This is a genomic window from Chryseobacterium sp. SORGH_AS_0447 (assembly GCF_030818695.1).
Lineage (GTDB): Bacteria > Bacteroidota > Bacteroidia > Flavobacteriales > Weeksellaceae > Chryseobacterium.
The window spans coordinates 3,098,021-3,113,771 of record NZ_JAUTAR010000001.1; the positions used below are offsets into that span (position 1 = coordinate 3,098,021).

Genomic DNA, 15,751 nt, shown 5'->3' on the forward strand with positions numbered 1-15,751 from the left:
GATTATTTAAAACTTATGTTGATCTTTTTCCCGGAATAACTCACGGTTTTCTGCTGACCGTCCGGAAGAAGTAAACTGAAATTTCTTTTTTCAATCATCCCGTTAAATTTGCCTTTCCTGGCTTCAACGGTAAGTGTTTTTGATTTTTCGTTCCAGTGAAAAGGGATTTCAGTAAAGGCTCCTTTTTCGTAATTGTAATTATCAAATTCGTCTTCGTACAAAACAAAATCGGCATCGGCTCCGGAATAGATATTTACGGTAAGCTGATCCCATTTTTTCTCCGTTGCATATTGTACATCAGGACCGAACGGAATAATGCTTCCTGCTTTCACGTATAATGGAATGCTCTGGAGGGTAACGGATTTTTCAATCTTCTGACCGCCGCTGTGCTTCTGATTCGTCCAGAAGTCGAACCAATCGGCTCCAGCCGGAAGATAGACCTGCACGGTTTTGTTTTGGGTGAAATCCATCCCGGAATCCTGATTTTCTTTCTTTGTAGTGTTATCTTTATTCCAACCCTGGTTTTCATCGGTGGTTATGATTTTTTCCGGGGTGTACTGCGCATAGAGAACAGGTGCTACCAGCAATGACTTCCCGAAAAGATATTCATTATTGATATCCCAGGTGTTTTTGTCTGATGAAAAATCCATTGACAATGCACGGAGAAAACTCGAATTGTTTTTGGAAACGTCATGGGAAACGGAATAAATATACGGCAGCATGCTGTAGCGCAGCCTGATGAATTTTTCTATTGCATCGTACACGACATCACCTTTTTTTCCAAACTGATAAATTTCTCTGGGAACATCGGTTCCGTGGGAACGCATCATCGGAGTGAAAGTTCCGTACTGGAGCCAGCGAACATACAATTCCTGGAACACCGGGCTCTTCGCACCGCCATTCCTTCGGTAAACACCGGCAAAGAAACCGCCGATATCGGAATTGAAATTCGGGTTTCCCGTCAGGCTGAAATTTAACCCTGCCGGCACCTGATTGCGCAACATTTCCCAGGAAGAATTAACATCACCCGACCAGGTGTTGGCTGCGTATCTTTGCTGTCCTGCAAACGCTGATCTGGTGAGAATAAAAACCCTTTTATCGCCTGTGGTTTCGCGCTGATGATCATAAACACCGCCTACCGTCATTAACGGATAGGCATTTCTCACTTTTCTGAATGATCCTAAATACGTTTTGGTATCGAGGTCTTCCGGTTTCTGGCTGAGGTGGTCGGGTTCCGTAGAATCCATCCACCAGGAATCTACTCCTAAGCTGAAAAGGCCCTTATTTAAATATTTCCAATACATATTCCTGGCTTCGGGGTTGTATGCATCGTAGACACGCACCCCGGAAGGATAGTTCATATCCGGCGGCCATACATCACGTCCCGATTCCGGCCACGTTTTAAAGTTGAACAGCATTCCTTTCTGATCCATTTCCCGGTACGGATTCGTCATCGGCCCAAAGGATGACCAGATGGAAACAGAAAGATGTGCGTTCCTATCATGAATATCCTGAATCATTTTTTTGGCATCGGGAAAATCAGGGCTGATGAAATCCATCGCATTCCACTGGTAATTATTTTCCCAATACTGCCAATCCTGGATGATTCCGTCAAGAGGAACTTTTAATTCCCTGTATTTTTTCACTACATCTAACAGTTCATCCTGACTTTTGTAGCGTTCTTTGCTCTGCCAGTAGCCGTACGTCCAGAGCGGGAGCATCGGCACATTCCCGGTCAGGTTCCGCATTCCTGCTACTACGCCGTCGGCATTTTTCCCATAAATAAAATAATAATCAATGCCCTCGCCCACCTCGGAAGAGAAAGACGTCTGCTGCGGCGTATCGGTAAATTGGGTCGGCGATTCGTTATCCCAGAAAACGCCATATCCTTTCACCGACTGAAAGAACGGAATAAAATCCCAGGTGTTGTTCTGAATCATTTTAACATCGGTATTCCGCTGAGACATTTTCCCGTTCTGCAGAATTCCCAGGCCATAGATCGGCTCTTCTATCTCCAGCTGAAAAGACTGTGAAACAGAAAAGGTTTGATTCCCGGCATCGTTGAATGGCTTGAAATTACTTCCGGTTTCTTTCAAAAGTTCCTGTCCTGACGATGACCGGTAACTTATTTTTCCGGTCTTAACATCAATGGAAAGCTGGAGCTGATCCGATTTTAATAAAATAGCATCATTGTTTTCGGAAACCGAAAAACGGGTCTGCTGTTCCTTTCGGATGACTGCCAGGCTGTTTTTCACCCATGATTTTCCAACCGGATATTTCATTACCCTAACCGTATTACCGCCATACCATTTTACCTCAATAGCCAGAGTTCCCGCAGAAAGACTCAATCCGGAATTCGTCTTTTTATAGGATTGCGCATCAATATTTCCGGAGAGCATGACCACCGTAAGGACAAATATTCTGGTTTTTACTGTGTTAAAATTCATTTTTTGTGATTTGGATAAGACTGAATGCTACAGACTTAAAGTTTATTTACCTTACCGGATTTTTCTTAACGCAAGGTTAAGTTTTCCTGGTGTATCATGTAAGCAGGCAAAGAAATGTTCGGCAGGCTGATCTAATGAAGTGTGCACATCATCGATCTGCTTCATCACCGACACTCTCGCTCCCAATTGCTCCCTTAAAAATGGACGCTGGTCTCCGGATTTATTTGAAAAGCAGCTGCGCAAAGTTGTACAGATTGTTCCTCCATACCGGCCAGGTGTGACCGCCCGGATATTCGGAATAGGTATATTTAATGCCCAGATTATCCAGTTTTTTCATCATCACCTGGCAGTTTTTGTAAGCGATGTCTTCTTTTCCACCCATCGAAATCCAGAAGTTTTTGATGTTGGAATTGATCTGCGATTGGTTATCGGTCATAAACTTATATTCTTTGTCCGCTACTTCCTGAAGTGAAGGCAGGATCCATCCTGAACTGAAAACACCCAGCGAGGAAAACATATTGTAATTCTGAACACCGGTGTGCAGCGTGTAGATTCCGCCCATTGAAAGTCCGGCCAATGCCCTGTTGGCCGCATCTTTTTTAATCCTGAAGTTCGCTTCGGCAAACGGGATTACCGATTCTTTCAGTTCCTTGTCAAACATCTGAAGATTACGGTCTCCGAAGCTTCCGAATCCCGCAGGTCCGATGTTGGCATCCGGCATCACGACGATCATCGGTTTGGCTTTGCCTTCGGCAATCAGGTTGTCCATAATCAGGTTGGTTTTTCCCTGCATCGCCCATCCGCTTTCGTCCTCGCCGCCGCCGTGCAGGATATACAGCACCGGATACGATTCAGCAGTATTTTTATCATAGCCCGGCGGAGTATAAATAAACACCCTCCTCCAGGAATTGGTTACTTTCGAGAAAAGATTCTGAATCCTGATGTCTCCGTGCGGGACGTCTTTCATCGCGTAATAGCCATCGCCTGCAAAAGGCACTTCGATTCCGCTGGCGTATCTTCCCATTCCGTAAAAGGTTTTGCTGGAAGGGTCTGCCACCGATACATTGTCGATCACCATTGAATAGTAATGGAATCCTTCGCTTAAAGAATCGGTCGTTGTTTTCCAGACGCCGTCTGAATCTTTGGTCAAGTCGTATTTTTTTCCAAGATCGATCTGGACTTTCTGTGCTTCCGGCGCTTTTACCCTGAAAATGGCCTTTCCGTTGGGCATGATCTGCGGGTACTGTGCATTCCTGATGTTGGATTCTGCAGGAAGACCCAATACGGTAAAATCGGAAAAGGTGCTTTTGTCAACAGGCTTGAAAATCAGCTGTGAGAAAATATACAGATCGTTTTTCCATACTTTGAAATCGTGGCCACCCGGTTCGATGTAGAAAATATGCGGAATTTTATTCTGCGCCAGGTAATCGTGGGTCCTTTTGCTGAACGGCATCAGTCCGTCTGCATCACCGCATGAAATCCAGAGCAGTTTTAAATTCTTTGCTTTAGCGGGATCCGGAAGCAGCTTCTGCGGTTCTTTTGTATTCGGAGCAGATGAGAACCCTCCTACCCAGGCAAATTTGTCGATGTTTCCAAGCCCGAAGTTCAGGGTTTGTCCGCCACCCATCGAAAGTCCGGCAATCGCTCTGTTGTCACGGTCTTTTTTAACCGGAAATTTATTTTCTATATACGGAATGAGATCGTTCAGTAAATCTTTTTCAAAAGTAGCAAATGCTTCCACTTTGTCTTTGGCCATGATGTTGCCGGTTGCGCGGTCGTCTTTCATCGCTCTCCCGTTTGGCAGCACGATAATCATCGGCGTCAGTTTACCCTGCGCATACAGGTTATCGAGAATAATCTGCGGTGTCCCGTTTTTATACCATTCTTTTTCGTCCCCGCCTATCCCGTGAAGCAGGTACAGGACCGGATATTTATTCCCCTTTTTGAAGCCCGGCGGCGTATAGATTAGCGCTTTTCGGGTTACGCCTACGGTCTTTGAGGGATATTGAATCGAGTCGATTTTACCATGAGGAATTCCGATATTGGCCACATCAAATCCTGCAGGAGCCTGTCTATGTGTATTCTGGGCTGTTAACGGCACCACGATTAAGGATGCGCTTATGATAAGTAGAGATGTAATCTTCATTGTTTTTTATTTGTAATTTTTACACTTATTAATTTAGATAAAAAAATAATACCGGCAAGGGTTTATTTTTTTACTGTTAATTTATTGAATTTTCCTTTGGCTTTTTAATGATGCCGCCCCTTCAGGGCTTGGTTTTTCCGTTGTGCTTTTTTGTCATAGGGCTAACACCCTATGCTGTTGATTTCGCCCTTTCAGGGCTTTGAAATTCTGTCTGGTTATTAATCTTATCTATTTTTTCGTAGATTTCATAGGGCTGCACCCTATGCTGATGATTTCGCCCTTTCAGGGCTTTGAAATTCTGCCTGGTTACTCATCCTATCTGTTTTTTCGTAGATTTCATAGGGCTGCTGCACCCTATGCTGATGATTTCGCCCTTTCAGGGCTTTGAAATTCTGTCTGGTTACTCATCCTATCTGTTTTTCGTAGATTTCATAGGGCTGCTGCACCCTATGCTGATGATTTCGCCCTTTCAGGGCTTTGAAATTCTGTCTGGTTACTCATCCTATCTTTTTTTCGTAGATTTCATAGGGCTGCACCCTATGCTGTTGATTTCGCCATTTCATGGCTTATGTGTTTTTTGCCAATGTAACTTTAATATCTAAAATTTTCCAGATTATTCAGTTTTTATTTTACATCTGTTTTAACCCTAAAAAAATCAACATCCACAAAACCGCCCGGATCTTTAGTGGCATAATTGAAGATCGCAAATTTGGAACCCATGAAAAATCTCCGGTAATCGAAAATCATTTTGTAATCTTTTGCCATTTCAGTCCAGTTTTTCTGGTCGGTGCTGTAATAAAAATCTGCCAGATCTTTTCCAAGGTTGAAATCGGCATCGATTTTAAAGTAAACTTTGTTAGCGTTCAAAGGAATCCGTTTTTTCTCTTCTTTTTTAACATCCGTTACCGCTTTGGTTTTATTGTCCAGACTCACTTCGTTGGTTGAAAATACCACATATTTTTTCCCGCCTTCCATGACAACAGACAAAATTCCCGAATCCCCGTTAAATGCACTGAAACCGGCAACATCACCATCTTTCATTCCTTTTACATCCAGGGCTACGGTGCCACTGGATTTTGGGCCTTCCATTCTTTGGGTAAGCGTATTCGGAGCAAGGTAAATATTGTCTACTACTCTACTCGTTTTCAGTCTTAAAAATCCTTTTCTTTCAGATAATGACCAGGCTGAATTCAGGGGATTGTGGTTCCACTGCCACTGGATTTTCATTTTTTGATCTGAGAATTCGTCGCTTTCCACCAGATGGTTGTTCGGTTTGAAAGGCGGAAGCGGAATCTGCCCCGTTAATGGCACTTTTCCATTATCGCCCAACACCGGCCAGCCGTTCTCCCATTTCACCGGAAGTAAAACAGGGACCCTTCCTACCCCGTTTCTGTCCTGAAAAATCAGGGAATACCAATTTCCGTTCTTATCGTCAATCAACGCACCCTGTCCGGCATAGGAAAACCCCAGGAAGTTATCTTCAAGAATAACTTTCTTTTCGTAAGGTCCGTTGACTTTATCGGCCCTGTACACTTCCTGCCGGCGTTTTCCACCTCTCGGCCAGGAAATCATCATCATGTAGTACTTTCCGTCTTTCTTGATGATCTGGTTACCTTCCAGCAATCCGGTTTCGGAGGCATCTTTCTGAAAAACTTCTGTTCCGTCCTGATTTCCGATGATGGTTTTAAAATCCGGGCTCAGCTCGAAAACTTTATTGGAAGTAAACACATACACACGGTCGTCATCGTCAAACAACAAAGACGCATCGTGAAAATGTCTTGTTCTCGTCAACAGCTTCCAGTTTCCTCTTTCAGGATTGTCGGTGACATAAAAATAGGATTTAAACGGTTCGTCGTTCGGGGAAAACAAAACATAATATTTTCCTTTGTGATACCGGATGGAAGAGGCCCACTGCCCGCGCCCGTAGACGGTTCCGTTCAGCAGGTCGTATTTTGAATTATCATTCAACGTGTTGAAAACATAGCTTGCCATTTCCCAATGCACCAGGTCTCTGGAATGCATCACAGGGGCACCCGGCATCAGGTGCATCGTAGTACTGATGAGGTAAAAATCGTCACCGTTCCGGGTAATGGATAAATCCGGGGCATCGGCCCAGATGATGGGATTGGTAAATGCCGTGGTTGCCTTCTGAGAAGGATTTACCTGGGCTGAAAGTGAATTCAGCCCGATAAATCCCAAAAAAGAAACTATATAAAATGATTTTTTAATATTCACGGTTGGTGGTTTAGGAGTTCGGTAAGTTTTGGCTAAAGCCGAATGCATTGTTCTTTTTGAAAACGGGCTAAAGCCCGTTCCTATTGATGTCCAATAACAAATTCACTATTAATTCGGTACAATATCGTTAGACGATGTGCTGTACAAACCGATTAAGCTTCCGGTGAAACCACCTGCCACATCGGTTGATAAAATGTCTCCGGAAACCGGTCCGCCCAGGTTTTTAAAGCTTTTCCCGTCCACGGTATAGTTGAAACTGAGGTTGTCATTCTCACCCACCACTTGTAATTTGATGTTTTTGGACCATGAAATTTTCTCGCTGGCAATCAATTTGGATGCTCCTTTTTCGGTTCTTTCCAGAACGATATAATAGTCTTTGTCTTTTTTCGTAATCCCAAACACATAGTTGAACCTTTCGCTTTGGTAGCAGGTGATTCCAGCCAGTTCCTTTTCGGACTTCGGCTTGAAATCCAGGGTTACGGAAGTTTCAAAATCTTCATGCTGCAGCCTGTGGAACAAAGCGGATACCGGAGCCAGTGCTTTAATATTCGTTTCCATCGGATTTACTTTTATTCCGTTTTTCGTGGATGTGATGAAGTTTTCACGCGGACCGCGCATGGCGATCCAACGGTAATCCAGGTTTTTATCAGTAAGTTTATCGTTGTACGTAAAGTTTCCGTTCGGGAAAAATCCGTTTTGTCCGGTCTGGTTTTGAGCACCTTCCGGTAATTTCAATTTCGGCTTCATCGGGACCAGCCCGTTCTGGAAAACCGGATACGTTCCGCTCCAGTCTACCGGTAATACGAAGGTTTCACGGCCTTTGTTCACCCGGTTGTTGACGTTCGGCCTGATAGCCAGGAATACGCCATACCATTGTCCGTTCGGTCCTTCCACCAAATCGGCGTGGCCTGCCCAGTCCACTTTTTCCTTCCGGTCTTTCGGGAAATACCGCTGCGTCAGAATCGGGTTGTTCTTCGCCGGAACGAAAGGTCCTTTCGGAGAGTCAGCCATGAAGATCACTTCGCTGTGCCATCCGCCTGTTCCGCCTTCCGCGCACATCAGGTAATATTTTCCTTTGTATTTGTATAAATGCGGCCCTTCAATCCAAATCGGTTTCTGGGTAATATCCACCCCGGCGTTCACGATAATTCTGTCTGATCCTGTTACCACCTGGTCTTTCTCAAGATCGTAATCCCACATTTTGATCACACGATGACCCTGATACTGCTCGGTTCCCTTTGGCGGCGCATCGTTGTGAACGATATAGGCTTTTCCGTCATCGTCAAAGAAGATCGCAGGATCGATGCCGTCGAAATTCAGCTTCTGCACTTCGCTCCAGCCTTTGGCCGGGTCTTTGGTTTTCACGACCATGTTTCCTACTCCGCCAGCAATCTGCGTGGTGATCATATAGAACGTGTCGTTGTATTTATTATACTTGATGTCCGGTGCATAAATTCCTTGGGAAACCCCTCCTTTTTCTACTTTTAACTGAGACGGGCGATCCAGTACGTGGCCGATTTGTTTCCAGTTGACCATATCTTTCGATGTGAAGATCGGAACTCCCGGAAACATGGAAAATGAAGAATTCACCAGGTAATAATCATCCCCTTTTTTGGTGATGCTCGGATCCGGGTAACAGCCCTGAAGGATCGGCGAATAGAACTCGTCCGGTTTCAGTGGATTGTCATTGTATATTTTATCGTTTCCACGGTAGCTGAAATCGGAAAAGGTCTGAGCAGAAATATTGCTCACGCTTAAGAACGCTGCTGCCGTCAGCAGAGTGAATTTGTTCTTTAAAAAATTCGGATTCATGGGTCTCTTTTTCATATGTAAATTTCTTAATTTTTATTTTATTAATTCCCACGGGTTGCGCGTGTGGTTTTACTTATTTGTTATTTATTCTACAGGTTTCACCTGTGGCTATTGTTGTTGAACCTTTCGGTTCTTGTTATTAACAGGTCGCCCCTACTAGGCTTGTATTGCAATTAACTTTTTTTCTATTATCAGGTCACTCCTGCGGAGTTTTTGTAAATTTTTCTTGTGACTAACATGTTTCAAACCTTTCTACCATAATTATCCGTTGAATCACTCGCAGCCCGGCTTGAGCGGAAATCCTTTTTTGCTTGTAATAAAATTCTTTTTAGTCTGAATCGTCTGCAAAAAAGATTGGGAGCGGAAGACGGATAAAGCTGCCCAAACCTAACAAAGGAGTTCTACATAGTCAAATTATTATCTATTTCATTTTTAAAATATATGTTTTTCCCGCTTCAGTCGAGAAATCGTACACCAAACCGTTTTTAATTTCAATCGAATTCAATTTAGCTTTGCTAGAAATCATTGGTTCCTTAATGTCAGGTGTCTCAAAAAAGAGATTCGTATTTTTGCCTTCCGCTTTTTTGAGTTTTGCATTTCCGGTGAGCTGCATTTCATTAGGTATTCTCAGCCGGCAGTTACCGCCCAGTTTTGATTTGATGGTAATTTCTTTGGCTTTATTATTTTCCCAAATAATGCTTACTTCAAATCCGCCATAGGTTTTCAGTCCGGAGATATCGCCGTTTTTCCATTCGTCGGGAAGTGCCGGAAGAATGTCAATGAAACCGTTCTGCGTCTGCAGCAGCATTTCGGTGATTCCCGAGGTACAGCCGAAGTTTCCGTCGATCTGGAACGGCGGATGGGCATCGAATAGATTTGGGTACGTTCCGCCTTTGCTTCCCCAGCCGTCCTTTTCTACCAGGGTCAGTTGGTCTTTGATCAATTTATTGGCATGGTTTCCATCCAGCAATTTGGCCCAGAGATTGACTTTCCAGCCCATCGACCAGCCTGTGGAAACATCGCCTCGATGAAGGAGAACGTTTTTGGCTGCGTCTGTCAGTTCCGGTGCGGTGAAGGGATTAATCTGGTTGGAAGGAAACAAACCATACAGATGCGACACATGCCTATGGTTGTCTGCCGGGTTATCCCAATCGCCCATCCATTCCTGCAGTTGTCCGTATCTTCCGATCTGCATCGGCGGTAATTTTGAAATGATGGTGTTCCAAACCGGAATTTTATCTGAGTCAAGATTAAGAATTTCTGCTGCTTTTTTGGTCTTGGTGAACAGATCAAACATTAACTGGTTATCCATGGTATTGCCTGCAGCTAAAGCACTGCCCTGATGTCCCTGCGGAATATTTTCAGGAGACATCGATGGGCTCACGACCAACCAATGGTGCGTAGGTTCTTCTATCAGAAAATCTTCATAGAATTGAGCGGCAGATTTCAGAACCGGATAGACCGATCTGAGGTAATTCAGATCCCCGCTGTACAGGTATTTGTCCCACAGGTGCTGGGAAAGCCAGGCTCCGCCCATCGGCCACATGCCGGCATTGGCAAAGTCTACTACCCCGGTGATCCTCCAGATATCGGTGTTGTGGTGAGCGACCCAGCCACGGCTGTTGTACATTAGTTTTGCGGTTTCTTTTCCGGATTCACTCAGATCTTTTACCATCCGGATCAGCGGTTCATGCATTTCCGATAAACCGGTTTTTTCGGCCGGCCAGTAATTCATTTCCGTGTTGATGTTGATGGTGTATTTGCTGTCCCAGGCCGGTTTGTTGGAATTGTTCCAGATGCCTTGGAGATTGGCAGGCTGACCGCCTGGCTGTGACGAGGAAATCAGGAGATAGCGTCCGAATTGGTAATATAATGAAATGAGCTCCGGATCGTTGGTGGTTGCAAAGTTTTTAACCCTGATATCGGTCGGATTTTTTGCTGCCTCCGAAGTGCCTACATTGAAATCTACTCTTTTGAAATATTTCTGATAGGCCGCCAGGTGATTTTTAAATAAGCTTGTAAAAGATTTATTTTGTGCGGCTTCGATGTATTTTTTACTTTTTGAAACTTCGTCTGCCTGTAAGGTTTTGTAATCTGTAAAATTGGTGGCGATCGAAATGAGGACCAATACTTCATCTGCATCAGTTACTGAAATTCCGTTTCCTAAAACCTGCGTTTTTCCGCCTTTGTTGATGAATTTTGCCAGTGCATTGAATTTCACCTGACCCTGAACACCATCCAATGTAGATGATAAACCATCCATCTGTAAAGTATTGGCATCAATGGCCTTTACGTTTTTTTTAAGTTCACCATTGAAGTGAGCGGTAAAATTGAGTGCTTTTTTTCGGTCTGAACTCAGTTTGATAACAATAACATGATCCGGAATGGAAGCGAAAACTTCTCTTTTAAATGTAATTCCGTTTGAAGTAAATATTGTAGTGGCAACGGCTTTTTCGATATCTAATTCCCGATAATAATTTTTAACCTCTTTAAAGTCATTAAAATCAAGGGTAAGATCGCCGATATTCTGATAGGCTGAACCATGAAGGCTTTTCGCCGTTAGTCCCTGGTCTGCAAGAATTTGTGCCCGTTTGTAATTTCCGTTGAATAAATAATACCGGATAGAATCCAGGACTTTCGGCCCGTCCGGGTTATCGTTCCGGGAAGGACCGCCGGACCAGAAAGTGCTCTCATTGAGCTGAAACTTTTCTTTGGAAAGATCGCCGTAAACCATTGCCGCAAGCCTTCCGTTTCCGACAGGCAATGCTTCCACCCACTGCTTGGCAGGCTTGTCATACCAAAGTTTGTTTTTCCCTCCTTTCTGGGCAGGGGAAAATACGCTTATGAATAGACAGAAGGTAAGTATGCAATAGGTTGGTTTCACTAATTTTTTATTTTGTCTGTTATGCTTAAACAGGATATTTTTTCATCATCATCTGTGGATATCAAACAAAATTTTAAAATGAGACCTCAACGTATGATAGTCAAGGTCTCTCTAACTATATATGAAGAAAATTAACAAACTTGTTAAACGCCGCTGAAGGCACTGAAACCTCCGTCTACCGGTAATAAAGCCCCGGTAATAAAACTTGCGGCTTCCGAGCAGAGGAACTGTACAGCTCCGTTTAGCTCTTCCACTTCTCCAAAACGCTGCATCGGGGTTTTGGCGATTACTTTTTTACTTCTGTCGGTTAATGAACCATCCGGGTTCAGAAGAATGGCACGGTTCTGATCACCGATGAAAAATCCCGGTGCTACTGCATTCACACGGATTTTATCACCGAATTTTAAGGCTACATCGGATGCCAGCCACTGCGTAAAGTTGGTGATCGCCGATTTTGCCGCCGAATATCCGGCTACTCTTGTGATCGCTGAATATGCTGCCATTGATGAAATATTAACGATGCTTCCGCTTCCCTGCTCAGCCATTGCTTTTCCGAAAACAAAGCTTGGGTAAACGGTTCCGTTGATGTTAAGATCGGTTACCTCATTCCAGCCTTTCATGTTCATATCAAAAAAAGACTGATCGGGAGATAAGGTTGCTGCAGGGATATTTCCGCCTGCAATATTTAACAGAATATCGATTCTGCCGTATTTTTCGGTAATTTTTTTTGAAGCCGCTTCAAGACTTTCGAGGTCCATCACATTGGCTTCAACGGCATAGGCATCACCGCCCAGATCCGTCCATTCTTTAACGCAGGCATCCAGTTTTTCCTGGTTTCTGCCTAACGCTACGACTTTCGCTCCTGCTTTAAGGAAACTCTTGGCCAGGCTTCCGCCCAAAACGCCGGAAGCTCCTGTAATAACGGCTACTTTATCTTTTATGCTAAATATTTCGTTCATTTTTATGATTGATAATTGAAGATTGATAATTGATGAAAAGCAAGTACTGATTTTATCTCGCCATTTCGTTTTGTACAGCGGCCATTACGCCTTCGATCTGTCCCAAAGCCAACATTCTGCCCAGGAATGAGTAGCCGGGATTATACCCTTTATCTACATCTTCCGTCAGAAGCCTTCCGTGATCGATCCGCATTGGTAGATCCGGGTTTTCTTTTTCGAATACGCGGATGACATCAATTAATTTTCCTCTTCCGCCTAAATGATGGGCTTCAATAAAATCTCCATTCTCGAAAACATTGGTGCTTCTGAGGTGGACAAATTTTGTGCGGTGTGCAAATTTCTGAGCCAGCTTCGGTACATCATTCTGAAAATTGGCACTTAGTGATCCTGCACAGAACGTCAGTCCATTATGAGGATTATCTACTGTATTTAAGAACCAGTCGATGTCTTCTTCATTGGTTACGATTCTTGGTAAACCTAACAAAGCGAAAGGCGGATCGTCGGGATGTACACACATCTGGATGCCCCATTTTTCGCAAACCGGCATTATTTTTTCAAGAAAATATTTAAGGTTTTGGCGAAGCTGGTCTTTATCAATTCCGTCATACAGCGCCAGTAAATTGTTGAATTTTTCAACCGGATTCAGGTCGCCTTCTTTAATATTTCCGTTGACGAATCCCTGGGTTTTTACAATTACGGAATCAATAAGATCATTGTTGTCCTCTTCGGTCAACGTATTTTTCAGTTCTTCTACTTTCTGAAGAATTTCCTGCGTATAGTCGTTTTCTGCTCCTTTTCTTTTTAAAATATAAATTTCAAAATAAGCAAATTTGGCTTTATCAAAATACAAAGATGACGAACCGTCTTCCCATGCGTGAAAAAGATCTGTTCTTGCCCAATCCAATACCGGCATAAAGTTGTAACAAACGGTTGTTACACCTGCTTTGCCCAGATTTTCAAGACTGGTGATGTAGTTTTCTATCAAAAAGTCGCGGTCTTCACCTCCGTATTTGATGGCTTCGCTTACCGGAAGGCTTTCTACCACAGACCAGCGAAGACCGTAACTTTCAATATAATTTTTATAATCATTCACCGCCTCCAAACTCCAGACCTGCCCGTTCGGGATATCGTGAAGTGCAGAAACAATTCCTTCGACACCGATCTGACGCAGCGTCTCCAATGTTATTTTATCTTTTTTGCCAAACCAACGCCAGGTTTTTTCCATAAGTTTTGAATTTTTCTTCATAGTAAACAAAATAGGTGCTTTTCAACACCTATTTTGCTGCTAATATGAATGTAGAATAAAATTTAATTAGTATCCAGGATTCTGGTATTTCGCTTTAATGTCAGAAGAAACCTCCATCGCATTTAACTGTCCCTGAGGAATTGGTCTCAGATAATGGAATGCCTGTATATTTCTTGTAACGGTTTGTGGAGTATGGTTTCCATAAGAAGCTCCTCCAATCTGATATGTTGCTGCATAATCTCCCCACTTCTGTGTACGTACCAGATCATACCATCTGTAGAATTCTCCGTAGTATTCACGGGATCTTTCTGCAAGGATATAATCAATCGTGATAGCTGCCGGTGTAGCTGCAATCATAGCTGCACTATTATCTGCAATATATGTAGTGTTTTGAGCATTATTAAATTTCCATTTACCTGCTCTTGCACGGATTACATTAATTAAATCTCTCGCTGTCATGGAGCCAGATGCTCCTTTTACTGCTGCTTCTGCTGCGATAAAATAGAACTCAGAGAATTTAGCTACGTTGAAAGGACGAGTAAGACCTGCATTAGGATATCCTAGTCCATTTGGATCATCGGTACGATATGTTCCGATTTTCCATAATCCAGGGTAAACAATTCTGCTGATTCCGTTCGGTGCAACAATCCAATCTGCTCTTCCAGGTAAAGTTCCTGCTCCAACACCGTTATTACCAGATCCAGACGGATAAGTAGGTGTTTGTGAATCGTCCTGTAAGAAGCTTAAAATAGCACCTCCCGGCTGTACTGGAAGATTGTTTGCATTATATAATACAGGTACCGTCGTTAAACCTGTTCCGTTCTTATTCCAGTTTCCTCTGTAAGTAGTAACGAAAGTTCCATCGTATCTGGAGTCATTGGTTTTATCTGCAAAAGTGTTTTTAATAACACCAATTGTAGGACACATACGAACCCAAGGACGCCCTAAAGGTTGAGCAGCCTCCCGCTGTACAGAACTAACCCCTGTAAATGTAGTTGCAGAAGTACTACTTTTAATAGCTGTGTAATTCCACGTCTGCATCCAAGCTGCGAAGTTATCCGGAGCCCATCCTGAACCGAATCCTACAGGATCACTTTCATTATAATAAGAGCTGGATTGAGTATGGTCTGCATAAAGCATACATTCTGTATTTCTATCTTTAGAGCCTTCGTTTACATCGTAGAATGTAGGTTGAAGTGCATATTGACCCGGATTTGTAATTCCTGCCATTGCTATATCATATGCCTGCTGAAAATACCATTGAGCATTATGTCCGTCCGGATCCGTTCTGGCAGCATCAGGGTATGTAGGAATATTATTCGGGTTTTGAAGCCACCAGCCGTAAGTAAGATATGCTTTCGCCAAAAATAATCTTGCTACATTTTTAGTAACTCCTCCTGTAATCCTCGGGTTTGCAGGTAAGTTATCAACCGCTTTCTTCAGATCAGGAAAAACAGCCTTCGTATATACTTCAGGTACTGTATTTCTTGCAGAAGTTGTTACTGGAGTAATGTTGAATTTTAATTCTCCTGAGCCTAAATCCAATGGTACCCCTCCATAAGTCTGTACCAGCATGAAATAATCAAATGCTCTAAAGAATCGGGCTTCAGAAATCAAGGATTCCGGAACTGAAAAGCCAGGGCCTTTTTCAATAATTCCATTTGCCGTATTGATATTCGGGAAAGCGGCACTCCATACCATACTGGTAGGAAAAGTATTGGAATTTACATTTCCATTACCGGACATATCAAGTTCTCTGAAATTTCCGTCAGCACTCTGTGCAAAGGTAGATTCATCCGTCCCGTTCTGACAGTTACTCATAAAGTATCCGTTTCCGTATAATAATCTTAGATGTCTGTATAATGAAGGTATACTCTGGTTAATTCCGTCAGCAGAACTGAAGTAATCAACAGTGTAGATTGATCTAGGCTGTTCATCCAGGATTTCATTACATCCTGTAAATGTTAATGATAAAAAGATTGCTCCTAATACCAACTTTTTGTTCAAATGTATCATGATGCA

General features: G+C 43.2%; 8 protein-coding genes. All 8 read right to left on the minus strand.

What is annotated here, in order from left to right:
- Positions 1–2: 2 nt before the first annotated feature.
- Positions 3–2,447 (minus strand): TIM-barrel domain-containing protein, encoded by a 2,445-nt coding sequence (locus QE422_RS14200; protein ID WP_307459648.1) that lies wholly within the window; start codon positions 2,445–2,447, stop codon positions 3–5.
- Positions 2,448–2,667: 220 nt separating this feature from the next.
- Positions 2,668–4,593 (minus strand): alpha/beta hydrolase-fold protein, encoded by a 1,926-nt coding sequence (locus QE422_RS14205; RefSeq protein WP_307459651.1) that lies wholly within the window; start codon positions 4,591–4,593, stop codon positions 2,668–2,670.
- Between the two features lie 624 nt (positions 4,594–5,217).
- The gene (locus QE422_RS14210; RefSeq protein ID WP_307459653.1) at positions 5,218–6,828 is read right to left on the minus strand and encodes a glycoside hydrolase 43 family protein; all 1,611 of its coding nucleotides are present in this window, start codon (positions 6,826–6,828) and stop codon (positions 5,218–5,220) included.
- A gap of 108 nt (positions 6,829–6,936) precedes the next feature.
- Positions 6,937–8,655, minus strand: coding sequence for a glycoside hydrolase family 43 protein (locus tag QE422_RS14215; RefSeq protein WP_307459654.1), 1,719 nt, complete (start codon positions 8,653–8,655; stop codon positions 6,937–6,939).
- Positions 8,656–9,061: 406 nt separating this feature from the next.
- Entirely contained in the window at positions 9,062–11,524 is a 2,463-nt protein-coding gene (locus QE422_RS14220; protein ID WP_307459657.1) for a glycoside hydrolase family 95 protein, read from the minus strand.
- A 143-nt stretch (positions 11,525–11,667) separates the two neighbouring features.
- The gene (locus QE422_RS14225) at positions 11,668–12,483 is read right to left on the minus strand and encodes an SDR family oxidoreductase (protein WP_307459660.1); all 816 of its coding nucleotides are present in this window, start codon (positions 12,481–12,483) and stop codon (positions 11,668–11,670) included.
- Positions 12,484–12,535: 52 nt separating this feature from the next.
- The gene (gene uxuA, locus QE422_RS14230) at positions 12,536–13,708 is read right to left on the minus strand and encodes a mannonate dehydratase (RefSeq protein WP_307459662.1); all 1,173 of its coding nucleotides are present in this window, start codon (positions 13,706–13,708) and stop codon (positions 12,536–12,538) included.
- A gap of 87 nt (positions 13,709–13,795) precedes the next feature.
- Complete coding sequence (locus QE422_RS14235; protein ID WP_307459664.1) at positions 13,796–15,745, minus strand: RagB/SusD family nutrient uptake outer membrane protein; 1,950 nt, start codon at positions 15,743–15,745, stop codon at positions 13,796–13,798.
- Positions 15,746–15,751: the final 6 nt, after the last annotated feature.